The organism is Sulfitobacter dubius (assembly GCF_900113435.1).
Taxonomy (GTDB): Bacteria; Pseudomonadota; Alphaproteobacteria; order Rhodobacterales; family Rhodobacteraceae; genus Sulfitobacter; species Sulfitobacter dubius.
In genome coordinates this window covers 86,886-111,252 of record NZ_FOPG01000004.1, presented here as the reverse complement: position 1 = coordinate 111,252, position 24,367 = coordinate 86,886, and the positions used below count along the sequence as shown (strand labels likewise).

The 24,367-nt window shown below is 61.1% G+C and carries 24 protein-coding genes; 7 read left to right on the top strand and 17 right to left on the bottom strand.

Annotation, left to right across the window (positions count from 1 at the left end):
• Positions 1–4: 4 nt before the first annotated feature.
• Both BM229_RS16425 and BM229_RS16420 read right to left on the bottom strand, forming a co-directional pair.
• Positions 5–2,389 (bottom strand): transketolase-like TK C-terminal-containing protein, encoded by a 2,385-nt coding sequence (locus tag BM229_RS16425; protein WP_093928729.1) that lies wholly within the window; start codon positions 2,387–2,389, stop codon positions 5–7.
• A gap of 78 nt (positions 2,390–2,467) precedes the next feature.
• Complete coding sequence (locus tag BM229_RS16420) at positions 2,468–3,670, bottom strand: methionine gamma-lyase (protein ID WP_093928728.1); 1,203 nt, start codon at positions 3,668–3,670, stop codon at positions 2,468–2,470.
• Between the two features lie 95 nt (positions 3,671–3,765).
• Here BM229_RS16420 and BM229_RS16415 point away from each other — a divergent pair, with 95 nt between their 5' ends.
• The 3 genes from BM229_RS16415 to BM229_RS16405 all read left to right on the top strand — a co-directional run bounded on the left by BM229_RS16415 (position 3,766) and on the right by BM229_RS16405 (position 6,578).
• Complete coding sequence (locus BM229_RS16415; RefSeq protein WP_093928727.1) at positions 3,766–4,245, top strand: Lrp/AsnC family transcriptional regulator; 480 nt, start codon at positions 3,766–3,768, stop codon at positions 4,243–4,245.
• Positions 4,246–4,324: 79 nt separating this feature from the next.
• Positions 4,325–5,407: a serine hydrolase domain-containing protein gene (locus BM229_RS16410; protein WP_093928726.1), complete on the top strand. Its 1,083-nt coding sequence runs from the start codon at positions 4,325–4,327 to the stop codon at positions 5,405–5,407.
• 19 nt (positions 5,408–5,426) lie between these two features.
• A complete protein-coding gene (locus BM229_RS16405) occupies positions 5,427–6,578 on the top strand; it encodes an aminotransferase (protein ID WP_093928725.1) in 1,152 nt (383 codons plus the stop codon).
• Here BM229_RS16405 and argE read toward each other — a convergent pair.
• The gene (gene argE, locus BM229_RS16400) at positions 6,552–7,703 is read right to left on the bottom strand and encodes an acetylornithine deacetylase (RefSeq protein WP_093928724.1); all 1,152 of its coding nucleotides are present in this window, start codon (positions 7,701–7,703) and stop codon (positions 6,552–6,554) included. The two genes, BM229_RS16405 and argE, sit on opposite strands and share 27 nt — an antisense overlap.
• Positions 7,700–8,320: a helix-turn-helix transcriptional regulator gene (locus BM229_RS16395; RefSeq protein WP_093928723.1), complete on the bottom strand. Its 621-nt coding sequence runs from the start codon at positions 8,318–8,320 to the stop codon at positions 7,700–7,702. Before BM229_RS16395 ends, argE begins: the two co-directional genes overlap by 4 nt.
• Before the next feature lie 99 nt (positions 8,321–8,419).
• Here BM229_RS16395 and BM229_RS16390 point away from each other — a divergent pair, with 99 nt between their 5' ends.
• Together BM229_RS16390 and BM229_RS16385 are read left to right on the top strand one after the other, a co-directional pair.
• The gene (locus BM229_RS16390) at positions 8,420–9,379 is read left to right on the top strand and encodes a Rossmann-fold NAD(P)-binding domain-containing protein (protein WP_167360282.1); all 960 of its coding nucleotides are present in this window, start codon (positions 8,420–8,422) and stop codon (positions 9,377–9,379) included.
• Positions 9,380–9,395: 16 nt separating this feature from the next.
• Positions 9,396–10,358, top strand: a complete 963-nt coding sequence (locus BM229_RS16385) for a pyridoxal-phosphate dependent enzyme (RefSeq protein WP_093928721.1) — start codon at positions 9,396–9,398, stop codon at positions 10,356–10,358.
• Between the two features lie 45 nt (positions 10,359–10,403).
• On the opposite strand, the gene BM229_RS16380 is transcribed toward BM229_RS16385, so the two are convergent.
• Positions 10,404–11,744 (bottom strand): DUF2793 domain-containing protein, encoded by a 1,341-nt coding sequence (locus BM229_RS16380; RefSeq protein ID WP_093928720.1) that lies wholly within the window; start codon positions 11,742–11,744, stop codon positions 10,404–10,406.
• Between the two features lie 244 nt (positions 11,745–11,988).
• Between BM229_RS16380 and BM229_RS16370 the strand changes: the two genes are divergently transcribed.
• Positions 11,989–13,164 carry a nucleotide sugar dehydrogenase gene (locus tag BM229_RS16370; protein ID WP_093928839.1) on the top strand — a complete coding sequence of 392 codons (1,176 nt, stop codon included), beginning with the start codon at positions 11,989–11,991 and terminating at the stop codon, positions 13,162–13,164.
• Between the two features lie 92 nt (positions 13,165–13,256).
• Here BM229_RS16370 and ureG read toward each other — a convergent pair whose 3' ends face one another.
• The 10 genes from ureG to BM229_RS16320 all read right to left on the bottom strand — a co-directional run bounded on the left by ureG (position 13,257) and on the right by BM229_RS16320 (position 20,256).
• Complete coding sequence (ureG, locus tag BM229_RS16365; protein ID WP_093928718.1) at positions 13,257–13,901, bottom strand: urease accessory protein UreG; 645 nt, start codon at positions 13,899–13,901, stop codon at positions 13,257–13,259.
• Entirely contained in the window at positions 13,898–14,563 is a 666-nt protein-coding gene (locus tag BM229_RS16360) for an urease accessory protein UreF (protein WP_244152247.1), read from the bottom strand. The genes ureG and BM229_RS16360 overlap by 4 nt, the downstream gene beginning before the upstream one ends.
• Positions 14,538–15,032: an urease accessory protein UreE gene (ureE, locus tag BM229_RS16355; protein ID WP_093928717.1), complete on the bottom strand. Its 495-nt coding sequence runs from the start codon at positions 15,030–15,032 to the stop codon at positions 14,538–14,540. The genes BM229_RS16360 and ureE overlap by 26 nt, the downstream gene beginning before the upstream one ends.
• A gap of 9 nt (positions 15,033–15,041) precedes the next feature.
• The gene (ureC, locus tag BM229_RS16350; protein ID WP_093928716.1) at positions 15,042–16,778 is read right to left on the bottom strand and encodes an urease subunit alpha; all 1,737 of its coding nucleotides are present in this window, start codon (positions 16,776–16,778) and stop codon (positions 15,042–15,044) included.
• Positions 16,778–17,083: an urease subunit beta gene (locus tag BM229_RS16345; RefSeq protein WP_093928715.1), complete on the bottom strand. Its 306-nt coding sequence runs from the start codon at positions 17,081–17,083 to the stop codon at positions 16,778–16,780. Before BM229_RS16345 ends, ureC begins: the two co-directional genes overlap by 1 nt.
• Entirely contained in the window at positions 17,080–17,277 is a 198-nt protein-coding gene (locus tag BM229_RS16340; RefSeq protein ID WP_093928714.1) for a hypothetical protein, read from the bottom strand. The genes BM229_RS16345 and BM229_RS16340 overlap by 4 nt, the downstream gene beginning before the upstream one ends.
• Before the next feature lie 9 nt (positions 17,278–17,286).
• Positions 17,287–17,589 carry an urease subunit gamma gene (locus BM229_RS16335; RefSeq protein WP_093928713.1) on the bottom strand — a complete coding sequence of 101 codons (303 nt, stop codon included), beginning with the start codon at positions 17,587–17,589 and terminating at the stop codon, positions 17,287–17,289.
• A 1-nt stretch (position 17,590) separates the two neighbouring features.
• Positions 17,591–18,361, bottom strand: coding sequence for an urease accessory protein UreD (locus BM229_RS16330; RefSeq protein WP_093928837.1), 771 nt, complete (start codon positions 18,359–18,361; stop codon positions 17,591–17,593).
• 291 nt (positions 18,362–18,652) lie between these two features.
• Positions 18,653–19,633 carry a zinc-binding dehydrogenase gene (locus tag BM229_RS16325; protein ID WP_093928712.1) on the bottom strand — a complete coding sequence of 327 codons (981 nt, stop codon included), beginning with the start codon at positions 19,631–19,633 and terminating at the stop codon, positions 18,653–18,655.
• An 11-nt stretch (positions 19,634–19,644) separates the two neighbouring features.
• Complete coding sequence (locus tag BM229_RS16320; RefSeq protein ID WP_093928711.1) at positions 19,645–20,256, bottom strand: TetR/AcrR family transcriptional regulator; 612 nt, start codon at positions 20,254–20,256, stop codon at positions 19,645–19,647.
• Positions 20,257–20,424: 168 nt separating this feature from the next.
• Between BM229_RS16320 and BM229_RS16315 the strand changes: the two genes are divergently transcribed.
• Positions 20,425–21,171 (top strand): SDR family oxidoreductase, encoded by a 747-nt coding sequence (locus BM229_RS16315; RefSeq protein ID WP_093928710.1) that lies wholly within the window; start codon positions 20,425–20,427, stop codon positions 21,169–21,171.
• 4 nt (positions 21,172–21,175) lie between these two features.
• Here BM229_RS16315 and BM229_RS16310 read toward each other — a convergent pair whose 3' ends face one another.
• Together BM229_RS16310 and BM229_RS16305 are read right to left on the bottom strand one after the other, a co-directional pair.
• The gene (locus BM229_RS16310; protein WP_093928709.1) at positions 21,176–22,624 is read right to left on the bottom strand and encodes an FAD-binding oxidoreductase; all 1,449 of its coding nucleotides are present in this window, start codon (positions 22,622–22,624) and stop codon (positions 21,176–21,178) included.
• Between the two features lie 12 nt (positions 22,625–22,636).
• Positions 22,637–24,343, bottom strand: coding sequence for a thiamine pyrophosphate-binding protein (locus BM229_RS16305; protein WP_093928708.1), 1,707 nt, complete (start codon positions 24,341–24,343; stop codon positions 22,637–22,639).
• Positions 24,344–24,367: the final 24 nt, after the last annotated feature.

The following is a 24,367-nucleotide window of genomic DNA, read 5'->3' as shown; positions in this document are numbered from 1 at the left end:
CCTTTCACCCTGCCACCCGGTGCAGCATTTGGCGGCCCGGAGTCAGCCCCTGCACCTTCTCAACAATCGACCGCGCGTCGATGCCGAAGTGTTGGTAGAGGTCCGCGATGGTCCCGGTCTGTCCGAAATGCTCGACCCCAAGCGGTACCGTCTGATGTCCGACGACCGAGCCGAGCCACGACAGCGTTGCCGGGTGGCCATCAATCACCGTCACCATTTTGCAACCGCGCGGCAGATCGGCCAGCAGGCTTTCAATGTGGCTTTCCGCTTCTGCATTGCCCCGCGCCCGGGCGCGTTGCGCCGCCGTCCATCCGGCGTTGAGACGATCCGCGGAGGTGACTGCCAGCACGCCCACATCGCGCCTGCCTTCAGCGATCATCCCCGCCGCCTTGATCGCTTCGGGCGCTACGGCCCCCTGATAGGCGATCACCACGTCGCAGTTCGGCCCCGGCTTGCGCAGCCAATAGGCCCCGTCGATGGCGCCTTGGCGGAAGTCCTCGTCGACCCGTTTGCCGGGCTGTTCGATGGGATTGGTGGTGAGCCGCAGATAGACCGAACCGCCGGTCTCATCGCGCAGCCACGTGCGCTCATCCGGGTCGCCTTCGCCATCCTTTTGCAGATAATCGAAGGCCCATTGCATGATCACCGCAAGCTCATCGGCAAAGGCAGGCTCGAAGCTCGCCAACCCGTCTTGGCTCATGCCAATAAGCGGCGTGCCGATGGATTGATGCGCGCCGCCTTCGGGAGCGAGCGTCACGCCCGATGGCGTGCCGACAATCATAAAGCGCGCATCTTGATAGCAGGCATAGTTCAGCGCATCCAAGCCGCGGGCGACGAAGGGGTCGTAAACCGTGCCAATGGGAATGACCCGCTTGCCGAAAAGCGAATGCGAGAGGCCTGCAGCGCCCAGCAAGAGGAAGAGGTTCATCTCGGCGATGCCCAGCTCGATATGCTGGCCCTTGGGCGTAAACTCCCATTTCGCGGTGGAGGGGATTTTCTCGTTAATAAATGTGTCGGCTTGTTCCTCGCGGGCGAAGAGCTTGCGCCGGTTAACCCAAGGCCCAAGGTTCGTCGTGCCGGTCACATCCGGCGACATGGTGACGATCCGCTCGGCCAGATCGCTGTCGCCCTTGGAGAGATCGTCGAGGATCTTACCGAAGGCCATCTGAGTGGAGATCTCTCGGTCACTGGAGAGTTCAATCTGCGGCACCGTCAGGGTTGCGTCTTCGTAGCGGCGGCGGCCCTTTGCGAAGAAGGGCACTTGGTCGAGCGCGGCCTGCAAGGCGTCAGGGTCCGCGACGGTGGCGAATTTCTCCCACTCTTCGCCCTCGGCCACGCCCATATGCTGCTGCCACTCGGCCATCTGGCTTTTGTTCATTAGCCCGCCGTGGTTGTCTTTGTGCCCCGCAATCGGCGTGCCCCAACCTTTGATTGTATAGGCAAGGAAACAGATCGGGCGGTCGTGGTCGATGGCGGCAAAGGTCTCGGCCATGGTCTGCACGCAGTTGCCGCCGAGGTTCTCCATCAGATCGGCCAGTTCGTCATCACTGCGCGCCTCGATCAACGCGGTCACATCGCCCTGATTGCCAAGCGCGTCCATCAGCCGCTGCCGCCAGACCGCACCGCCCATGAAGGTCAGTGCCGAGTAGAGTTGATTGGGGCAGTTGTCGATCCAGTCGCGCAGTTTGTCGCCGCCCGGCTCATCAAACGCGGCGCGTTGCAGGGCGCCGTATTTCACCTTGACCACATCCCAACCGAAGGCGTCGAAAATCTGCTCGATGCGTTTGAACAGCCCTTCGCGCACCACCCCGTCGAGCGACTGACGGTTGTAGTCGATGATCCACCATGTATTGCGCAGGTCGTTCTTCCAGCCTTCTTGCAAAGCTTCGTAGATGTTGCCTTCGTCGAGTTCGGCGTCGCCCACCAGCGCGACCATCCGGCCGAGGGTAACGTCCTCGCCCCATGCCTTCGCGGTGATGTAGTCCTGCACCAGTGAGGCAAAGGAGGTCACGGCGACCCCAAGACCCACGGACCCGGTTGAGAAATCCACATCGTCGATATCCTTGGTCCGGCTGGGATAGCTCTGCACGCCATGGAACCCGCGAAAATTCTCCATCTTCTCACGGGTCTGGTTGCCCATGAGATACTGCATCGCATGAAAGATTGGCGAGGCATGGGGTTTGACCGCAACCCGATCCTCAGGCCGCAGGGCGCTGAAATAAAGCGCCGTCATGATCGACACCATTGAGGCCGAAGACGCCTGATGCCCGCCCACTTTAATCCCGTCCACCTTGGGCCGGATGTGATTGGCGTTGTGGATCATCCAATGCGACAGCCACAGCAGACGTTGTTCGATGGTCTTGAGCTGGGCAGGGGCGAGAGCGGTCATGGCAGGTCTTTCATTCTGAGGATCCCTCGGGCGGTGCCCTCTTCGACACCGCCCGCGACTGGTCCGGTCCGTGCCGGATCAGGCCGCTTGCATGTTATGCGCGCCAAGCGCGGCGTAAAGGTCATCAATGATGTCATCGGCGCTTTCGAGCCCGACCGACAGGCGCACGAGGCCCTCCGCGATGCCATGTTCGGCGCGTTCCTCTTGCGAATAGGTCGAATGGGTCATGCTTGCGGGATGCTGGATTAGGCTCTCCGCGTCGCCGAGGCTCACGGCGCGTTGAATGAGGTTCAGCCGGTTCATAAAGGCGATGCCGCCCGGTTTGCCGCCCTTCACCTCAAAGGGGATCATGCCGCCGAAATTGCCCATCTGTCGCCGCGCAAGATCGGCCTGCGGGAAGCTCTGCAACCCCGGATAGGCGACATGCAGCACCGCGGGATGCGCTTCCAGCGCCTCGGCCACTTTGCGCGCGGTGGCGCAATGGCGCTCCATCCGCAGCTCCAGCGTCTTGATCCCGCGCAGTAGCAGCATGGCGGTCAGGGGCGACATTACGGCACCTGTCATGTCTTTCAGACCCACAAGCCGCACCTGTGTCATGTCCTCCAAACTGCCGACAACGAGACCCGCAACCACATCACCGTGACCGGAGAGGAACTTCGTCGCCGAATGGACGACGATATCCGCGCCATGCTCGATGGGGCGGGTGAGGACCGGCGTGGCATAGGTGTTGTCGACCACCACCTTGGCCCCGGCGCGATGCGCGATGGCCGAGATGGCAGAAATGTCGACCAGACGGTTGTTCGGGTTCGCGGGGGTCTCGAAATAGACGATCTTGGTTTGCGCACTGATCGCCGCTTCGAGGTTCGCAGGCTCGGTCATATCGACCAATGTCACCTTCACCCCAAAGCGCGGCAACCCGTGGGTCATAAAGGCAAAGGTGCAGCCGTAGAGCGTCTTGTCGATGATGATCTCATCCCCCGCCTCAAGGAAAGACCACAGCGTCGAGGTGATCGCCCCCATGCCAGATGCCGTGGCGAGACCGGCTTCGGCCCCTTCAAGGTTGGCAATGCGCTTTTCCAGATGGTCGAGCGTGGGGTTTGAGATGCGGGTGTAGAAATGCCCCTCGCGCTCGCCCGCGAACATGTCGCCGCCTGCCTCAGCCGTCTCGAAGGTGAAAGTCGAGCTCATGTATATCGGCGGGTTCAGCGCACCCTGCTCGCTTTGTGCGTCATAGCCGTGGTGAATGGCGCGTGTGGCAAAGGATTTCTGCGAATTGGTCATGGAGTGCCCCTCAAAGTTGTTGGGGGCATTATCGGATGGTCGCTTTGGCATTAGGTTGCTATTATATCCCTAAAAAGCAGGAGAATTGGCATATTATGCCCCATATACCCCAATTGGACGCCACCGACCGCAAAATCATCCGCGCCCTTCAACGTAATGGGCGGATGACCAACCTCGACCTCGCACAGGAGGTAAACCTTTCGCCATCGCCTTGTTTGCGCCGCCTGCGGGCGTTGGAAAAGAACGGCGCGATTCGGGGTTATAGTGTGGAGGTCGACGCCAAGGCTTACGGCCTACCGGTCACAGTGATGGTGCGCGTCACGCTGGATGGCCATGACGAAGAAACGGTGCAGCGCTTCGAGAGCCAGATCAAAGCGATCCCAGAGGTCTTGGAATGTTTCGTGATGAGCGGGCTATCGGATTATCTGCTGCGCGTCGTGGTGGGCGATCTGGAGGATTACGAACGCTTCGTGCGCACGCGGCTGCATCCAATCGGTGGGATTGGGTCGATCGACACCAGCTTTGTCTATGGCGTGGTAAAGCGGAGCCAAGTTTACCCTGACATCACCGGGTAAACCCTTACATGAAATAGACTTTGCGGTTTACAATTGCCGCCCCCTTGGGAAGAGTTCGCCCAAACCCAAGGAGAGCAGAATGACATTCGCCGCCACCCCCGCTTTGCAAGCTGCCGTCGATCACGCCTTGGCCCATGAGACCGCGTGGCCGCGCGAGATGTACTACCCCGATGGCGCCTATGTCGGCAACCGCGAGTGGGATGAAAGCGGCCCGTGGACCGAGATCGTGGGTCCGGTGAAGCCCCGCGGTGGCCCGGCGGGTGTGATCCTGCACCGGGGGCAGCGCGTGGCCGACTGGGGCGATACGACGCGCACCGACATGACCTTTTCCATCGCCAAGAGTTACCTCTCGGTGCTGGCGGGGCTGGCGGTGAAGGACGGGTTGATTGCGGACCTCGACGCCCCCGTGGGCGACAGCGTGCCGGGGCCGCATTTTTCGGGCGATCACAACGGGCGCATCACGTGGCGGCATATGTTGCAGATGAACAGCGAATGGCGCGGTGAGATTTTTGGCAAAGACGATCAGGTGGATCACTATCGCCAGATTGGCGTTGGCGCGGACAACAGCCGCAAGGGGCAGTTGCGCGAGGTCAGCGCGCCAGGGAGCCATTACGAATACAACGATGTGCGGGTGAACGCGCTGGCCTATGCGCTGCTGTGCCGATTTGGTCGCCCCTTGCCAGAAGTGCTGCGCGAACGGATCATGGACCCGATTGGCGCTTCCGCCGATTGGCGGTGGGAAGGCTATTCGACCTCTTGGGTCGAGGTCGACGGCACGCGCGTTCAGTCGGTCACCGGTGGCGGACACTGGGGCGGTGGGCTTTTCATCGGGGCCGAGGATCATGCGAAATTCGGTCAGTTCATCTGTCAGAATGGCCAGTGGGACGGCGTGCAAATCTTACCTGAAGACTGGATGCGGCAGTCGCTGACGCCCACGCCGACCCTCGACAAGTACGGTTTCCTGTGGTGGTTGAACCGGGGGCAGGACGCCAACTCGGCACTGCCCGAGACCGCCTTTAGCGCACAGGGTGCGGGCGGCCATATGATCTGGATCGCACCGGAGCAGGAGATTGTGGCCGTGATGCGCTGGCTCGCCCCACCGCAGGCGCCCAAGTTTCTGGAACTGCTGATGGCGGCGTTAACCGGCCCGGCCCGCAGCTGATAATCAAGAGGATTGCACCATGGATATCAAAACCTTCGGCGTTGAAATGTGGATGAACGAATTCGAGAACCACTGCCGCTATAACCTTGCCGAAACCTGCGTGGATTCGATCACTCTAGGCGATTTGATCGACATGGCTGGGGTCGACAACAGCGTCTTAGGCGAACTGCGCGAGATGCGGATGGGATACGGCGCGATTGAGGGGTCCGACCGGCTGCGCGACGCGGTGGCGGGGCTGTACGAGGGTCAGTCCCGTGACAATGTGCTGACGACCCACGGCACCATTGGCGCGAATTCACTGGTACATCAGACGCTTGTTAGCCGTGGTGACCACGTCATCGCCATCGTGCCGACCTATCAGCAGCATTACTCCATCCCAGAAAGCATCGGCGCCGATGTTGAGCTGCTGCACCTGCGCGAAGAGAACGGCTTTCTGCCCGATCTCAACGCATTGCGCGCCATGATGCGCCCCGATACGCGGATGATCGCAACAAATAACCCCAACAACCCCACCGGCGCTTTGATGGACCGCGAGATGCTGACCCAAATCGCGGAGATTGCGCGCGGCAGCGATGCTTGGGTGCTCTGCGATGAGGTCTACCGCGGGACCGATCAGGCGGGCGACGGCTATACCGCGTCGATCTGCGATCTCTACGACAAGGGCATCAGCACGGCGGGCATGTCCAAAGCCTATTCACTTGCCGGGCTGCGCGTCGGTTGGGTCGCAGGCCCGCGCGATTTGCTAGAACGGATTATGATCCACCGCGACTATAACACCATTTCTGTCGGTCGGATTGATGAGTATTTCTCGGCCCTCGCGCTGGAGAACCGTGGGAAAATCCTTGAGCGTGCTCATCGCATCACCCGTGAGAACCTCGCGATCCTGTCTGACTGGGTTGAGGGCGAGCCGCTGATTTCTTGGGTGAGGCCGAAGTCCGGCACCACGGCGCTGGTAAAGTATGACCTGCCGCTCCCCTCGCGCGATTTCTGCACCCGGTTGCTGGAGGAGGAGGGGGTGCTTTTCACCCCCGGCAGCGCGATGGACATGGAGGGCTGGTTGCGCATCGGCTATGCCAATCCCACGGCGGATCTACGCGCTGGATTGGAACGCGTCTCGGCCTTCCTTGCGCGGCAGGGCGTCAACTCAGCGGAGACTGTCGATCAGCTTTGACAGGAAATCGGCCCCGCGGCGCAGCTCATCGGCGGTGATATATTCATCCGCTTGATGGGCCTGTGTGATGCTGCCCGGTCCGCAGACCACAGTGGCATAGCCCGCACTTTGAAAATGCCCGGCCTCAGTCTGATAGGCGACGAGGGTGTCGGAGTTGTCGCCGGTCAGCCGCCGTGCCAGTTCCTCGGCCGCATTGCCGGGTTCGGGGGCCAGTGCCGGGGCGATGTCGATATCGCTCAGCGTTACGCTGGCCTCAGGGTGGCGGGCCTGCATCGCAACTTCGACCTTGGCAGCCTCGGCCCGGTAGGCAGCGACCCAATCGTCGGCGGTCTGGGGCGGCACATAGCGGATGTCGCTCTCAAAGACGCAGGCGTCGGGCACGGTATTCAATGCCGTTCCGCCGTGCAGAGTGCCCACCTGTAGCGTTGTAAAGGCAGGGTCGAAGCCACTCGGCCCCGCGCTTGCGGCCTCTTGTTCCATTTGCCGCTCATGCCAGTCGATCAGCGGCAGCGCATGGGCGATGGCCGAGACCCCGCGCCCGGGGTTCGAGCTATGCGCCGCCAGCCCGCGCAGGGTTGTTTTAATCCCAATCCCACCCTTATGGCCGGTCACCACTTTCATCTGCGTTGGCTCGCCAACGATCACGCTTTCGGCGCGCGGGTAATGCTGTGCCAGCGCGTCTATCAAGGGCAGGGTGCCAAGGCAGCCGGGTTCCTCATCATAGGAAAACGCCAATTGGATGGGGCGGGCCAACGGCTGCGCCAGCATTTGCGGCACGGCAGCCAGAACCAATGCTAAAAACCCTTTCATGTCACAGGAACCGCGTCCGTAATAACGCCCGTCCTCTAGCGTAAGTGTCCAAGGATCGTGCTGCCAAGATTGCCCGTCGGTCGGCACAACATCGGTATGGCCTGACAGAATGACCGCGCCTTCGACCTGCGGCCCGATATGGGCGATTAGCCCTTCTTTCTCACCCGTCTCGTCGGAAAAGACATGATGCTCGACGCCCAGCTCAGTCAGGTAATCCGAGATGAAAGCAACTAGCGCGCGGTTAGAGCGATGCGAAGCAGTGGGGAAGCCGACCAGTTTTTCCAGCAGGTTGAGAGCCTTTGATATATCGCTCATTCTGCATCCCCCTCATTGCGGGCCTTTAGGTCGTTATAGATCGTCGCGCGGCTGACCCCGACCATGCGTGCCACATAGGCGGCGGCATGGCGTTCGGCCAACGCACCAGAGGCGGACAGCTCACCAATCAACACGCGGCGGTCATCGCGCCCGAGTGCATCAATCCTCAGTCCTCGGTCACGGCACCATGCGCTGGCATAGCTGTTGAGCCTGTCGTGCCAATCATTGCGCAGCAGCGCCTGTGGCTCAACGTTCCCCAAAGGCGCGGGGCCAAGCGCTTCTGCCACTCGGCGCAATGCCAGCAGATCGGCCTGATCGTGATTGATGCAAATCACATAGGCCGCCGTACCATCCGCCCGTCGTTGCAGGATGCTGATCGACCGTAAGGTGGATCCGTCCCAGTTCACCTTTTCATAGGGGCCGATCACCGGGGCTTCGCCAAGCTCGATCTCATGCATGTTCGACGGATCACCGATGCTGCGCTGTGACAGGGGATTGGCAATATGGGCAATACGTTCTGCAGTTAGATCATGAACCACCACTTCGACGCGCGCGCCAAAAAGAAAGGCAATGGCCTCTGCGGTGGCGCAAGCATTGTCAAAGGTCGGGTCGGTCATCTGCGGGGGATTCCGTTGATTGACAGTAAATTTGAAATTAGATAATTCGATCTAGAAATCGGGTCAACCGATATTGGGGGTAATCCAAGGGAGCCGTGCGTGATCGATCTGAACAAAAGCCAAATTCAAGAACACTTCGATCTGTCTACGGCGGCGCAGGCGATAGAAGCGGCGTATATCGCCTCTGCAGAGGGCCGCGTTCAGGCCCCACCTGTGACCTATCTGGGCTTTGATGATGCCAATGGCGATTGCCATGTAAAAACGGGCCATGTGCTGGGCACCGGGGGCTTCGTCATCAAGGTCGCCACTGGATTCTATGACAATCCGTCAAAGGGACTGCCCAGTTCGAACGGGCTGAACCTGATGTTCTCGGCCACCACCGGTGCGCCGCTTGCGATATTGCGCGATGAAGGGTGGCTGACCGATATGCGCACTGGGTTGGGTGGCGCGCTGGCCAGCCGGGCGCTTGGCGTTGACGGGTTTGACCGTGTGCTGATTGTCGGCACCGGGCTGCAATGTCGCTTTCAGGCGCGCTGTTTACAGGCGCTCTTGCCAGAGCGGAAGTTGAGCTTTGCCATCTGGGGCCGCGACGCAGACAAGGTGCAGACGGCCTGTGATGAACTTCAAGCCGACGGGCTAATCGCGACTGCTGCCGCCGATCTGGAAACCGCAGCCCGCGCGGCGCAGGTCATTATCACCACCACACCTGCGAAAACCCCGCTGATCGCGCGCAATTGGATCGCGCCGGGTACGCATATCACTGCTGTTGGGGCAGACAGCCCCGGCAAGCAGGAATTGGCGACTGATCTGGTGACGGCCGCTGATCTGCTAGTTTGTGACCTTGCTGCGCAGTCGCTGCATCACGGTGAATTCGCCACAGCCGAAACGGCGGGCGGAATTTCAGGCGATGTGGTGGCTCTCGGCGCCGTCCTTTCCGGTGCGCATCCCGGCAGGGCCAATGAGGCGCAGATCACCATTGCCGATCTTACCGGCCTCGCAGTTCAAGATGCTGCCATTTCGCTCGCGGTGCTTCAATCTGCACATGCCGATCTCACCTAAACCGATGGAAACTGCTATGTCCCCTGTCTCTGAACTCGTTGTTCAATCCGCCGCCCGGTCTTGCGTGGTTCACCGTAAGATCGCTGGCGCGATCTACCGCACGCCTGTGATTGTTTCGCGCCTGCCGATGGAAGGGGACACGCGGCTTCTCTACAAGACCGAGAATTTCCAGCACACCGGATCGTTCAAACTGCGCGGTGCCAGTGCAAAGCTGACGACTGTGCCGCTTGACCGTCCAGTCATTACCGCATCCTCTGGCAACCACGGCATCGCCTGTTCGCTTGCCGCACAGACCACGGGGCATGAATTGATCGTCGTGCTGCCTGAAACCGTCGTCGCCAAGAAACGCAAAACCATCGAAGGTTTCGGCACCAAGGTTGTGATCCATGGCGCCGATGCTTCGTTGTCGGAACTGCACGCACAGCAGTTGGCCGAGGCCGAGGGATATACCTATATCTCGCCCTATAACGACGCCGAGGTGATCGCAGGCCAAGGCACCGCCGCGCTGGAACTGCTCGACCAGGTTGAGGGGGTAGACAATGTCTTCATCTCAATGGGCGGCGGCGGTCTGATCTCGGGCATGGGGTCGGTGATCAAGGAATTCTCGCCTCAGACCCGCGTCATCGGTGTCAGCGCCACAAACAGTTGCGCCTTGGCCGCCTCGATCAAAGCGGGCAAGATTGTCGAGACCGAGCATCTTGATACATTGGCTGACGGCGTGGCGGGCGGGGTCGACGCAGACTCGCTTACCCTGCCGATGGCCAGCGAGGTGATTGACGAGATCGTGCACTGCGACGAAGAGCAAATCGCCGCCGCGCTGAAGCTGTTGGCGTGGGAAGAAAATATGCTCGTTGAAGGTGCAGCCGCTTTGGCGCTGGCGGCCTACTTGGGTGACTCGCAGAAATACGCGGGCCAAACCTCTGTCGTGCTGCTTTGCGGTGGTAACTATGAGGTCGAGCAATTGCGCGGGATAATCTAAATGCCTTCCGGCCCGCTGTGCTAATGGCGGGCCGGGGTAAGGGGATCATCGCGTTGGCGTGTCAAACCGAAGGTCAACCCAACGGCCTTTGGGGATGTCACAGGGCTGACCTGCGGCCCAGCCGTCTTGCCAAATCACCTTGCTGGTCTCGACATGCAGCGCGCCCAGTTTCGCGTCATAGTCACAATCGACATAGACCAAGCGATTGCCATTCGCGTCCTGCGGTACTTCGACCTGCCAGCCTTTTGAGGCGAGAGGCGGAACACCTGTCAGGGCATATTGCCCAACCGCCAGCCGCTCGAACGTTGCGTTCAAAGGCACCGCGGGCTCTTCGGAGGTATCACTGAACAGCCGCAGGATCGGACTCGCTTCTTTGATGAAACCATTGGCATCGACAGTCGTGTTGGCCCCCGACCACAGACCCTGCCAAGCCCCCCAAACACCATTCGCCCGCACCCGAAAGGCCAGCCCGGGCGTGTCGATCCCGATCGCGATTTGCCACAGGTAAGCGTTCTGCCCGCCCAAGGTGCTATTGCCGCAATGCAGGCCAAAGACCCCGTCTAAAGTGGGAAAGGGATTATCGCCCAGAGGTGCCTGCACATGGCCGCCGCCATAGCCCGAATAATTGCCGGAAAGCTGGTGCGCATCGAGGTCGGTCACAAGTGGCCCGGCATCCGCCCCAATGCCGAAATCACCTACCCGGATCAAGCGGCCCACTGTCGCGTCGTCCACAGTTTGGGTCAGCGCCATGCCCGACGCCATGCCCGTACCTGCGTCAAAGGCAAGCGCGGTGGACCAAACACTGCCATCCGCGCTGACCTTAATGGAAAAATCATCTGCCCCCGCCGTGCCCATCTCGGCCCGGCCCAACCAATCCGTTTGGAATAACAAGCTCGCCGTATCGCCTGTGCTGGCTTTGTTCAGCTTTAGTTGATGCCCCGCCCCCTCGTGATTGAGCAATGTCGCGTTAGAAGAGACCGTCAAGCGATTGGCGCTGTCGTAGCTTGTGTTGACCCCCACACCGGGCAGGGCCGTCAGATCGGGCAAGGCAACATCCGACCAACCTCCCACATTGCGGCGGCGTAACGTGCCGGTGGATTTGTCCAGCGCCTGCCAGCCCTCTTGCGGTTCTATGAATTGCCAGCTCCCCTCCGTCCAAGCGGCCAGTTCACCAGCATGGCCCGCCCAAGCGTCGGTGGGCGCGCCGCCAAGCGCATGAATCTCCCCCGCCTGCGGCAGGGCCGGCGGTGTGTTGGCATCAAAGCTCTCCACCGCAAGCTGCACCAAGAGGTCAAGCCGGTGCAGCGCCTCATTGTGGGTTACATGTTTCTGCGCCTGTGCTGGCATCAAATAGGGAAGGGACAAGCGTTCAGAAGCGTCGGGCATCGGGGTTCTCCGCGTTGTGGGTTGCAATGAATTTGCGAAGGAAGCCTTGCCAGCCTGACAACAGAGCGTACGCAAGCAGGGCAACAACGCGGCCTGTGGCGTCGCGCAGTGCGGTAAGACGGTAGCGTTTCAGTCGTCTCAGAACTGGGTTAAAGAGCGCTAACGTCTTGCCAGCCAGCGCCTTTTCAAAGGTGAGGGCGCAGTTTAACATCACAGCCACGGCACACAGGAAAGGCCCATGCATATGACTATGACCAAGATCGCCGTGGTCGGTATCGGCTATGTGGGGCTGTCAAACGCCGTACTTCTAGCGCAGCATAATGACGTGACGGCTGTCGACTTGAACCCCGACCGGGTGGCGCAGGTGAACGCCCGGCGTGCGCCTATCGTCGACCCTGAGATTGAGCGGTATCTGGCGGAAAAGCCGCTTAATCTGCATGCTACAACGCAGGCGGCCGACGCTTTTCGAGACGCCGAGTTTGTGCTCATTGCAACGCCGACAAACTATGATCCGCGCACAAACGTTTTTGACACCTCCAGCGTGGAGGCGGTTGTGCGGGACGTATTGGCCGTTACAAAGACGGCCACAATTGTCATTAAATCCACGATCCCCGTCGGCTATACGGCAGGTTTGGCGGCCTCCTTTGAAACGGATCAACTGATCTTTAGCCCTGAGTTTCTGCGCGAAGGTCGGGCGCTTTACGACAATTTGCACCCCTCACGCATTGTCGTGGGCGAAGACAGCCCCCGGGCCCGGCGATTTGCGCAGCTACTGGCAGAAGGGGCGATTGACGACGAAATTCCGATGCTCTTTACCGGTCCGTCAGAGGCTGAAGCGGTGAAACTCTTCGCCAATACCTTCCTCGCCATGCGGGTTGCATATTTCAACGAGATGGACAGCTACGCACTAACCAATGGGCTCGACACACGGCAAATCATTGATGGTGTCTGCCTCGATCCGCGCATTGGAGAACATTATAACAACCCCTCGTTTGGCTATGGCGGCTATTGTTTGCCAAAGGATTCCAAGCAGTTGCTCGCCAACTATTCTGATGTCCCACAAAATTTGATTAACGCGATTGTAGAGGCCAACCGCACCCGCAAGGATTTCATCTCGGAGCAAATCCTGGCCCTCGCGCCGCAGCGGGTGGGTATTTACCGACTGGTGATGAAGGCTGGCTCCGACAATTTTCGTCAAAGTTCTGTCCAGGGCATTATGAAGCGGCTTAAGGCCAAGGGGATCGAAGTGATCGTATACGAGCCCGTGTTGCAGGAGGATAGTTTCTTCGGTTCTGAGGTGATGCAGGATCTCGACCGCTTCAAGGCGCGTGCAGATGTGATCGTTGCAAATCGCAATCATCCCGACCTCGCCGATGTTCCTGAGAAGGTCTTCACCCGCGATCTGTTCGGTGCAGATTAAAGTGAGCCACCAATCACCTAAGTGAAAATGCGCGACGAGGTTAATCGACAGTAAATCTGGTTGGACCCTCCCCAAGGGCCCGGAAACCAGACCTAATCAGTCGCCGAAGGCGCCATCGGTGCAAGGTCCAATCCGCCAATCCGTGCCAGATGCCCCAGCAATTCGTCTGTGCCCTCGCCTGACTTCAGCGCGCAAAAGACGGTTGGCAGACTTAGACGCATGCGTGCACTGTCATGTTTCATAACGTCGAGGGACGCGCCCACATGCGGTGCGAGGTCAGTCTTGTTGATGACTAGGATGTCAGATTTTGTAATGGCCGGTCCGCCCTTGCGGGGGATTTCTTCGCCCGCTGCGACATCAATGACATAGAGGGTCACATCGGCAAGCTCAGGGCTGAAAGTGGCCGAGAGATTATCGCCTCCGCTTTCGATCAAGACCACTTCGACATCCGGGTGGCGCGCGACCATCTCTGCAACGGCGGCAAGGTTAATCGAAGCATCTTCTCGGATCGCCGTATGCGGACAGCCGCCGGTCTCGACCCCGATGATCCGGTCTTGGGGCAACACCTGCATCCGCATCAGCGCTTCGGCGTCTTCTTGGGTGTATATATCATTGGTGATGACGCCCACCGAAAGCCTGTCTCGTAGGGCGCGGCACAACGCGGCTGTCAGTGTGGTTTTACCCGCGCCCACAGGGCCGCCGATGCCGACACGCAAAGGGCCATTGTTGCGTTTCATGTGCGGAAAATCCTCGAATACTGGGTTTCGTGTTTCATGGCGGCGATGTCACTTAGAAAGGCGGTGGAAGAGAGATCGTCGAGCGTGCTTCGATGCGCCTTGTTGGCGAGTTCAAGACAAGACGGAGCAATGTTGCGAATGACGATCTGGCCCTCGGTCTGCCCCAAGGGGATAAGCCGCATGCCCGCGGTGGCGAGGTTGGCCGCAAATGCGTGCAGGAACATCTCAAGCGTCTGGCGCAGTGGAAGCTGCTGCAGACGGGCGGCCCGGCCAACGGCCACCGGGTAGCAAAGCGGGGGGATCTCGATCTGCCAGATTGCAGCGCTCGCACGGGCGAAAGCCTCGCCTTGCAACACGGTCTCTTTCAGCCGTTCCGCCGAGGATGCAAAAGCACGGGCCTGCGCATCAATTTGGGTCGGGTCTTCGGCGTGATAGGCGGCGTTCAGATAGATCGCATCAGCCAGTCCTGTGCCGTACTGCAACACGGTCTTCAGCCACTCCGTAAGGCTACTTTGGTCATCCACCGCCCCATTCTGCACGGCCCATTCCAGCCCGTGACTATAGGCGAAAGCCCCCACAGGATAGGAGGGGGAAAGCATCTGCACCAACGTCAGAAGCTGTTCAGCCTGTAGGGCTTCAGGCATCTGCGTGGTCGTGATCATGGGAGGCGTGATGAGAGTGGCTATGGTCATGCCCATGGGTGCGCCCATGGCCATAGGCCCCGCCTTCGGGGCGGAAGGGGGCGGTGATCTCGCGTGTTGCTGCGCCGATTTGAGCAAGCATCTTGGCAATCACATGATCGCGTTGGATGACCAGACGATCGGCTTCGATCTGGCAGGGGGTGTGGCGGTTGCCAATATGCCACGCAATGCGCGGCAGGTCGGGGCCAGTCACTTCAAGTAGGTCTTCGTCGGCGGCCACAACGTGAACCATCTGCCCATCAGCCAAGACAAATGCATCACCATGATCAAGCGAGGTCGTCTGCGCCAGATCGACGAGAAACGGCAGCCCCCCCCTACTCGTCAGAACCTTCCGGCGCAGAAACCGTCCGTCATACGTAAGTGCTACGCTGTCAGCGGCATCAGACCAATCGCCGTTGCGGCGGATGTCTTGGCAAAGGATTGGGGTCATCTGGGTCTTTCAGAACAGGAAGTAACGTTGTGCCATCGGCAGAATAGAGGCGGGCTCGCAGGTCAGCAATTCGCCGTCGGCACGGACTTCATAAGTTTCGGGGTTCACTTCTACCTTGGGGAGCGCATCGTTCAGTTTCAGGTCGCGCTTGCCGATGTCGCGGGTGTTGCGCACGGCGATGGTTTGCTTCGCAAGGCCAAGCTGTTTGCCGATGCCCGCAGCCTCTGCAGCTTCGCTGACGAAAACCACGGCAGAATTCTCTACAGCGCGGCCATACGCGCCAAACATGGGCCGCGAATATACCGGCTGTGGCGTGGGGATGGACGCGTTCGGATCGCCCATCTGCGCACAGACAATACTGCCGCCCAATAGAACCATTTCAGGCTTCACCCCGAAAAAGGCGGGGTTCCACAGCACCAGATCGGCGCGCTTGCCCTCTTCGATGCTGCCGATATGGGTTGAGACACCATGCGCGATGGCCGGGTTGATCGTGTATTTCGCGATGTAGCGGCGGACGCGGAAGTTGTCATTCTCGCCCGTCTCCTCGGCCAGCCGCCCGCGCTGCTTTTTCATCTTGTCGGCGGTCTGCCATGTGCGGATCAAGACTTCTCCGACCCGGCCCATGGCCTGACTGTCGCTGGCGATGATGGAAAACGCGCCCATGTCATGCAGGATATCTTCGGCGGCGATGGTCTCGCGCCGGATCCGGCTTTCGGCAAAAGCGACATCTTCGGGGATGGTTTTATCAAGGTGGTGGCACACCATGAGCATGTCGAGATGCTCTTCCAGCGTGTTCACGGTAAAGGGCCGCGTGGGGTTGGTTGAGGAGGGCAGTACATGCTCTTCGCCGCAGATCTTGATGATATCCGGCGCATGGCCGCCGCCTGCGCCTTCGGTGTGGAAAGCGTGGATCGTGCGGCCTTTCATGGCTGCGACTGTGTGTTCGACAAAGCCGCTTTCGTTCAGCGTATCGGTGTGGATCATCACCTGCACATCCATCGCATCGGCGACGCTCAGGCAGCAGTCAATCGCGGCGGGGGTGGTGCCCCAATCCTCATGCAGTTTCAGCGCACAAGCGCCCGCGTTGATTTGTTCTTCAAGGGCGGCGGGCTGGCTGGCATTGCCCTTGCCCGCGAAAGCGAGGTTCATCGGAAAGGCGTCGGCAGATTGCATCATGCGCCCGATATGCCAGCCGCCGGGTGTGCAGGTGGTGGCCAGCGTTCCATGCGCAGGGCCGGTGCCGCCGCCGAGCATGGTGGTCAGCCCTGAATGCAGCGCGTCTTCGATCTGTTGCGGGCAGATAAAGTGGATGTGGCTGTCAAACCCACCTGCGGTCAGAATGCGCCCCTCTCCCGCGATCACTTCGGTTCCCGGTCCGATGATGATGTTCACGCCCGGCTGGGTGTCGGGGTTGCCTCCCTTGCCGATCTTGGCGATGCGCCCGTCTTTCAGCCCCACATCGGCTTTGTAGATGCCGGTATGGTCGACGATCAGCGCATTGGTGATGACCGTATCAACGGCCCCGCCTGCGCGGGTCACCTGCGACTGGCCCATGCCGTCGCGGATCACCTTGCCGCCGCCGAATTTGACCTCTTCGCCATAGGCGGGAGCGCTTTGGCCGCTGCGTTCGGTGGTCAGGTCGCGCTCAACTTCGATGATGAGGTCCGTGTCGGCCAGTCGCACCCGGTCGCCCACCGTGGGGCCGAACATGGCAGCGTAGTCACCGCGTTTGATCTGTGCTGGCATCAGAGGTCTCCCATGACCGCGCTGTTGAAGCCAAAGATACGCCGAGCACCGCTGAAGGGGATAAGCGACACCTTGCGGCGCTGGCCGGGCTCAAAACGCACGGCGGAGCCTGCGGCGATATCAAGCCTCAAGCCCCGTGCGGCGGCGCGGTTGAAATCAAGCGCGGGGTTGCTCTCGGCGAAATGGTAGTGGCTGCCAACTTGCACCGGGCGGTCGCCGGTGTTCGCGACCATCAGGGTAATCGCCTCGCGGTCAGCGTTAAGGGTCAGCATACCCGCTGCAGGAAAAACCTCGCCCGGTATCATGCTTTGGCCGTTTTCAAGCGTCGAGAGAAGGCAATTAAACCCGACAAAACAAAGGCCAGACCGGCGACGGCATACATGCTCGGCGATGTTTCCGCCTCGGCCCCGTGGCTGTGCGGCAGGGGGGCAGAATGGGCAAAGGCCGCCATAGCGCAGGACATCAACGGGAGGGCGAGAAGGGGGGCGAAACGGGGCATGATATGTCCTTATCTAATGGGGTTGTGAACGGTGACGAGCTTGGTCCCGTCGGGGAATGTCGCCTCAACCTGCACTTCCGGGATCATCTCAGACACCCCTTCCATACAGTCTTCGCGGGTGATCACATGGGCGCCGGCCTGCATCATATCGGCCACGCTGCGCCCATCGCGCGCGCCTTCGACCACTGCGTCGGTGATTAAGGCGATTGCTTCGGGGTGGTTCAGCTTGACCCCCCGCGCTAGGCGCTTGCGCGCCACTTCGGCGGCCATTGAGATCAGCAATTTGTCTTTTTCTCTCGGGGTCAGTTGCACGTCAGGTCATCCATGATCTGGGAAGGGTGTCACCGCTAAGGTCGCGCAGGATGGGCACGAGCGATTGGCGGAGGTCGAAGCTGTCGTGGGCAAGGATACGCGCGATCAGCAAGTCAGGGCCGATCAGGCTGGCCCCGGCGCTTTCGGGCAGCGCGGCACGCAGCCGTGCCAGCCGCGCTTCGGCATCGGGGGCGACATAGATCAACGTGGCCAAAGCACCTGCGCCCGCTGCGATATGCGCTGCGGCAAGATGCTTGGTCACGTCGCCATGCAAGGTCATCGCATCAAGGAATAGCGGCTGGCCCGCGCGGGTGATCTCAATCCGGTCCCGGAAATTGGCGTCGTGCAGGGCTTCGCCCATGGCGGCGCGGCCAAAGACCAGCGGTTCGACCAGCAGCAGAGAGGCATCATGGGCAAGGTCGACACAGAGGCTTCGCCGCAGCGCGCAGCCGTCGTAAAGAATTGTCTCTTGAGGCAGCCAATGCAGTGTTCCACCGGGTTCTACAGTGACACTATTGCGGACGCTGGCCACCTGACCCGGCTGCGCGCGATAGGCGCGTTCGGCCGCTTGGGTCGTGAGGCTGAGCATTGCATTCTTTTCGGCGTATGCATTGAGGGCAAAGACATCGCCCCCCGTGATCCCGCCTGCGGAATTGATGACGATTGCTTGCAATGCCTCTCCGTCAGGGCGTGGAAAGAGCAGTTTCATCGCGCCGGATTGACGGAGATCGCTAAGCGTAGATCGGCCCCGCGAGGCTTTGGCCGAAACCATCGCCGCGCCAATGGCGCGCGGTTGCACGGGTGCAGCGCATGGCGTGTTTATGGTGGCTTCAACGAGGATAGGAGTGGCTCCGCCCGCAGGAATTCTGGTCACTTTTTAATCAACACAGAGACGGGAGAGAGTCACCGTTTGGGCAGTTTCTGAGCGCCTGACCGGCGAATTTGCCTAACTAAACGGCAAAATATTCCTGAGGCGAACTATTTTTAAGCACTTCGAAATTTAAAGCCGAACGAGGGGCGGCGGCCCCAATCCGCAGGGCCGCCGCCAAGAGTCAGATGCCAATTATGGGCGCAACATAACCTTGCCACCACGGCCAGTGGTTAGCGCTGCATTCATTGCTTCGGTTACCTCTGCCAACGGGTAGATGCCGCCAGTGTCGAGCGGAAGCTGGCCCTTGGCCGCCAGTTGCACCAGCTCACCGATCAGACGCACACGAGTTTCAGGTGGCATATCGCCGCTAACGCGCGAGCCCCAGAAGCCTTTGACGGTGATGTGTTTCATAATCAGTTCGCCCGAAGACATGGTGAGGGGCTGGCCGGTCGCCGTACCGAAGACGATCAATTCACCATCTTTGCCCAGAAGCTCGACAAGTTGGCCGCCCAATTCGCCGCCGACCGAGTCGATGGCCGAAACCGCGCCCTCTTTGCCGATCAGCTCGCGCGCTTTGCTTTGCCAATCCGCATCATCGGTGGAGAGAACGTTTTCCGCGCCCGTCTCGCGCAGTTCCTCGGCGGCGCCTTCGCGGCGAACGAGGTTCAGCAGGTTGACGCCGCGTGCCTTGGCCAGACCGACCATGATCTTGCCGACCGCGCCATTGGCGGCGGTTTGGATCAGCCAATCGCCTTCGCCGACCTTGAGGGTTTCCAACAGGGACAGGGCGCTGAAGGGCATAGCGATCAACTGCGCACCGGCCTCGTCCGAGATCGCCTCGGGCAGGGGCAGCAGGCCCGCGGCGGGGGCGGTGAAATACTCGGCCCATGCGCCGTGGAACCCGGCCGCGGTGACCCGCTTGCCGATCAGTGCTTCGTCAACGCCTTCGCCCACAGCCTCGACGATGCCAAGCGCTTCGGAGCCGCCGATGGCGCCGGGCAGTTCGGGCTTGTAGCCATAGTTGCCGCGCACGGTCCAAAGGTCGTGGTTGTGGATGGGCGACAGCACCATGCGCAGCAGCGCCTCACCCGCAGCAGGCGCGGGCTTGTCGGTTTCGCGGGTGGTCAGAACCTCGGCGGGCTCGCCGAAGGTGTCGTGGATGGCAGCGAACATGCTGTTTCCTTTCAGGTTGGGAATTGGTCCCCGGTGGGGGAGAGTTGAGCAGAGGTTTCAGCGCGCGCCATGCGCAGCGGCGCATCGCTGCGTGCCAGTTTGGCCAGCACCGCAGCGCCGAGCCATTTGGCATAAAGCATGCGGGCGGTGGTCTCAGGCGCTTCGAGCGCACGAACGGTCCCATCCTCTGCGCCTTGACGCAGCAGTTGGGCAATCCGGGCGACCAGCGCATCGACACCCTTATCCAGCGTTTCGCGCATCGTCTCCGACAGGTCGGCGACCTCGGATCCGAGTTTCACCACCAAACAAGCGCTGGCGATCCCCGGGGCGCTGGATTGGCTGAGCCATGCATCCCAGAAACTGTCGAGCTTGTCGCCCGCCGTTCCCGGGGCTGCAATCAGCGCATCGACACGGGCGAGATAGGCCTCGACGTAGTCGGCCAACATCGCGGTGCCAAAAGCCTCTTTCGACGCGAAGTAGTAGTAGAACGAGCCCTTGGGCACGCCGCTTTCGCTCAGAATGCGCGACAGGCCAACGCCAGAGAACCCGTGCCGCAGCACGAGGCTACGTCCGCTGTCTAAAATGCGTTGCCGCGTCTGATCTGATTTCTTTGCCTCTGTCATGAGGGGCATCTATGAAATAATAGACCGGTCGTCTAGTGTGCTCACGCGAATGTGAGGCGCGGTCTGATAAAGATTGGGCAATGGTGAAAAATCCTATCCCCGCGTAGTCTTATATATTAGGTTTTCCTCAAGGGCCCGAAGGGCAAAAGAAAGGAATGGGATAGTAGGATGGATCAAAAGATTGCTCTGATAACAGGGGCCGGAAGCGGGGTGGGCCTTGCCTGTGCGCAGCGTTTGGCGAAGGACGGTTTCACTCTCGTTCTGACGGGGCGGCGGCAGGATAAGATAGATGCGGCCTGCGCGACGCTCGATGGGCAGGGGCATATCGCCGTGGCTGCCGATGTGGGCGTCGAGGCGGAGGTCGACGCGCTTTTCGACCGGGTAGAGACGACCTTTGGCCGGCTGGACTTGCTGTTCAACAATGCCGGGCGCAATGGTCCGGCGGTTGAGGTGGACGGCTTGAGCGTCGCGGAGTGGAACGACATCGTCGCGACCAATCTGACCGGCTCTTTCCTCTGCGCCCGCGCGGCCTTCGCCTTGATGAAACGCCAAAGCCCGAAAGGCGGGCGGATCATCAACAACGGCTCGATCAGCGCCCATGTGCCGCGCCCCCTCTCGGTGCCCTATACGGCGACGAAACATGCGATCACCGGGTTGACCCGTGCGCTGTCGCTCGACGGGCGGGCGCATGACATCGCCTGCGGACAGATCGACATCGGCAATGCGGCGAGCGAGATGACCGAGCGGATGGCGGATGGCATCCTGCAGCCCAACGGCACCCGCATGTCAGAGCCGCGCATGGATGTGAACGACGTGGCCGAAACGCTGTCATACATGGCGAAGCTGTCGCTCGACTCCAACGCCATGTTCGTCACCGTGATGGCCACCAAAATGCCCTTCGCGGGGCGCGGTTAAGCTGTCAAAGCACCTTGCCAGGGTTCATCAAATGGCCCGGGTCGAGGGCGGCTTTGATCTGCTCCATCAACTCCAGCGCGACCGGGTCCTTGTAGCGGCGCAGCTCGGCCCGTTTGAAGGTGCCAATGCCATGCTCGGCTGAGAATGAGCCGCCCATCTGGTGCACGATATCATGCACGATCCGGTTGAAGGCACCGTATTCGGCAAGGAACGTCGCATCCGCCATATCCACCGGACGCGACAGGTTGAAATGCAGGTTGCCGTCGCCAAAATGGCCAAAGGGGCAGGGCCGCAGGCCGGGCATGTGGTCCATGCAGGCTTGGGTCGCCTCGCGGATGAAATCCGCCACGCGGGACACCGGGACGGAAACGTCATGTTTGATCGACGCGCCTTCGGGTTTCTGCGCCTCTGACAGGTTCTCTCGCAGCGCCCAAAGCGCGTCTTTTTGCGCTTCCGATGCACCGATCACGGCGTCGATGATCTCTTCTGCCTCGAAAGCCGCTTCCAATGCGGCTTCCAGCCGGGCGTCGAAGTCTGTCTGCCCGCCATTGCCGGTGAGTTCGATCAGGCAATAGGCGGGATGCGCCTCGGCCATTGGATCGCTACAGCCGGGCGCGTGGTCGATCACCATTTGCAGGCCCAGCCGGTCGATATACTCGAATGTCGAAAGCGTGTCGGCGGTCTGGCCGCGCATCCGCGCATAAAGCGCCAGCGCGGGCTCGGGACCGGTGCAGGCCACCAGCGCGGTGGCACGGGCGGTGGGTTTGGGAAAGAGCTTGATCACCGCCGCCGTGATGATGCCAAGCGTGCCTTCGGCGCCGATAAAGAGGTGTTTGAGGTCAAAGCCAGTGTTGTTTTTCCGCAGGCCGTTCAGATCATTCAGCACCCGGCCATCGGGCAACACTGCTTCGATCCCGAGCACCAGATCGCGGGTATTGCCATAGCGCAGCACCGCCGTCCCGCCCGCGTTGGTCGAAAGGTTGCCGCCGATCTGGCAGGAGCCTTCGGAGGCAAGCGAGAGCGGGAAGAGCGCGTCGACCTCATCCGCCGCCGCTTGGATATTGGCGAGGATGCAGCCCGCCTCAACCGTCATCGTTGCATTGGTCGGATCGACCGCGCGGATACGGTTCAGCCGTCCAGTCGTGAGGATGATACCGCCGTCCGGCACGCCGCCCCCCGCAAGGCCGGTGTTGCCGCCCTGCGGTGTGACCGGCACCTTGGCTGTATGGCACAGGCGCATGCAGGCGGCGACCTCCTCGGTGGAGCCGGGGCGGATGAGGGCCAGCGCCGTGCCGCGCCGGAGCCCGCGATCTTCGATCAGCCGCGCGTCGAAATCCTTGGCGTCGGTCACGACATGGGCGGCGCCGATGGCTTGGCACAGATCGTCGAGCAGGGCGCTATGGTCTTGCCCGTCGGTTTCGGGCGCGCGGCGCGGCGCGGTGAGAGTGGTCATCTGGGTCATCCTTTAGCGCTGGTCGGCGTCGACTTTATTCTGGGCCGCCGCGCGCAGCTTGCTGATCGTGGTGCGGGTCGAGATCTGCTCAGGGTCGGTCACCAATTCGATCAGCGCCGGGCGGCCACTTTCGCGGGCGCGGGTGAAGGCGGCGGCGAAATCTTCCGTCTTGGTCACCCGTTCAGCGTAAGCGCCCAGCCCCTCGGCCATCTTGACGAAATCTTGGTTCTGCAGCGTAGTGCCCGAGATCCGTTCGGGGTGGTCGCGTTCTTGGTGCATGCGGATGGTGCCGTAGATACCGTTGTTGAACAGCAGAACAATGGGCCGCCCGCCATATTGCGCGGCGGTGGCCAATTCATTGCCGCTCATCATAAAGCCACCATCGCCGACGAAGGAGAGCGTCAGACGCTCCGGCTCCGCGATCGAGGCTGCGACAGCGGCGGGCACGGAATAGCCCATCGCGCCACAGGTCGAGCCGACGATCCGGCCTGGGCGGCCAAAGCGCAGGAACCGCTGCGCCCAGCCGGTGTGGTTGCCCGCGTCGAGCGTGACCACCACGTCGTCGGGCAGCTCATCGCGCAGTTGCGCAAGGGCCACCCCCATGTCGAGGTCCCATTCCCCGCCATTGGGCGCTTCGGTGTCCGTCAGATAATCGGCGTGAAGTTTCTCGCACCAATCGTTCCATGTGTCTGCTCGGCCTAGATCGACACCGTCCAAGGCGGCAGCGACTGAAACGGGTGCTGCGGCAATGCCCAGATCTGGCGAATAGACTCTCCCGATCTCATCCGCGTCGGGATAAAGATGCACCAGCCGCGTGTCGGGGTTGGGCGATTGCATGGTGGTGTAGGTCTTGGTCGTCATCTCCCCCAAACGCGCGCCGATCACCACGAGCAGATCCGCGTCGCGTTGATGCGCGTAGAGGCTGGGCGCGGTGGAGGTGCCGAAATCGCCTGCATAGACAGGCGAGAGGTTGTTCACGATGTCTTGCCGCCGGAAGGACGTGGTGACGGGGATCTTGTTGGCCTCGGCAAAGCGCGTGATGGCCGCGGCACTCTCATCCGACCAGCCAGAGCCGCCGAGCAGCAGCAGGGGCCGTTCGGCCTGCGCGATCTCGGTCTTGAGCATGTCGAGGCTATCGGGCGACAGTCCCGCATGGGTGGCCGTATAGGGCCGGGCATCGGCCACGGAAACCACCTCGGTCAGCATGTCCTCGGGCAGGGAGATCACCACCGGGCCGGGGCGGCCCGAGGTTGCCACGCGAAAGGCGCGGGCCATATATTCCGGCACCCGCGCCGGGTCGTCGATCTGCGTGGCCCATTTCGCGATGGGGCCGAACATGGCGCGGTAGTCGACTTCTTGAAACGCTTCGCGGTCGGTGGTGTCGCGGGCGATCTGGCCCACGAGCAGGATCATCGGCGTGCTGTCTTGTTGCGCGATATGCACGCCGATCGCCGCGTGGCAGGCTCCGGGGCCGCGGGTGACCATGCAGATGCCGGGGGTGCCGGTCAGCTTGCCATAGGTCTCGGCCATATTGGCGGCCCCGGCTTCGTGCCGCGCGTTGATGAGGGTGAAGCGGTCCTGCACGTCATGCAGCGCATCCAGCACCTCAAGGTAGCTTTCGCCGGGCACGCAATAGCCGGTGTCTGCACCGTGGATCAGCAGTTGATCCACAAGGACCTGTCCGCCGGTCCGCGCCTTGAGGGAAGTTTTTTGCAGCATGGAGAAGGCTCCGTTTCGTTCGAT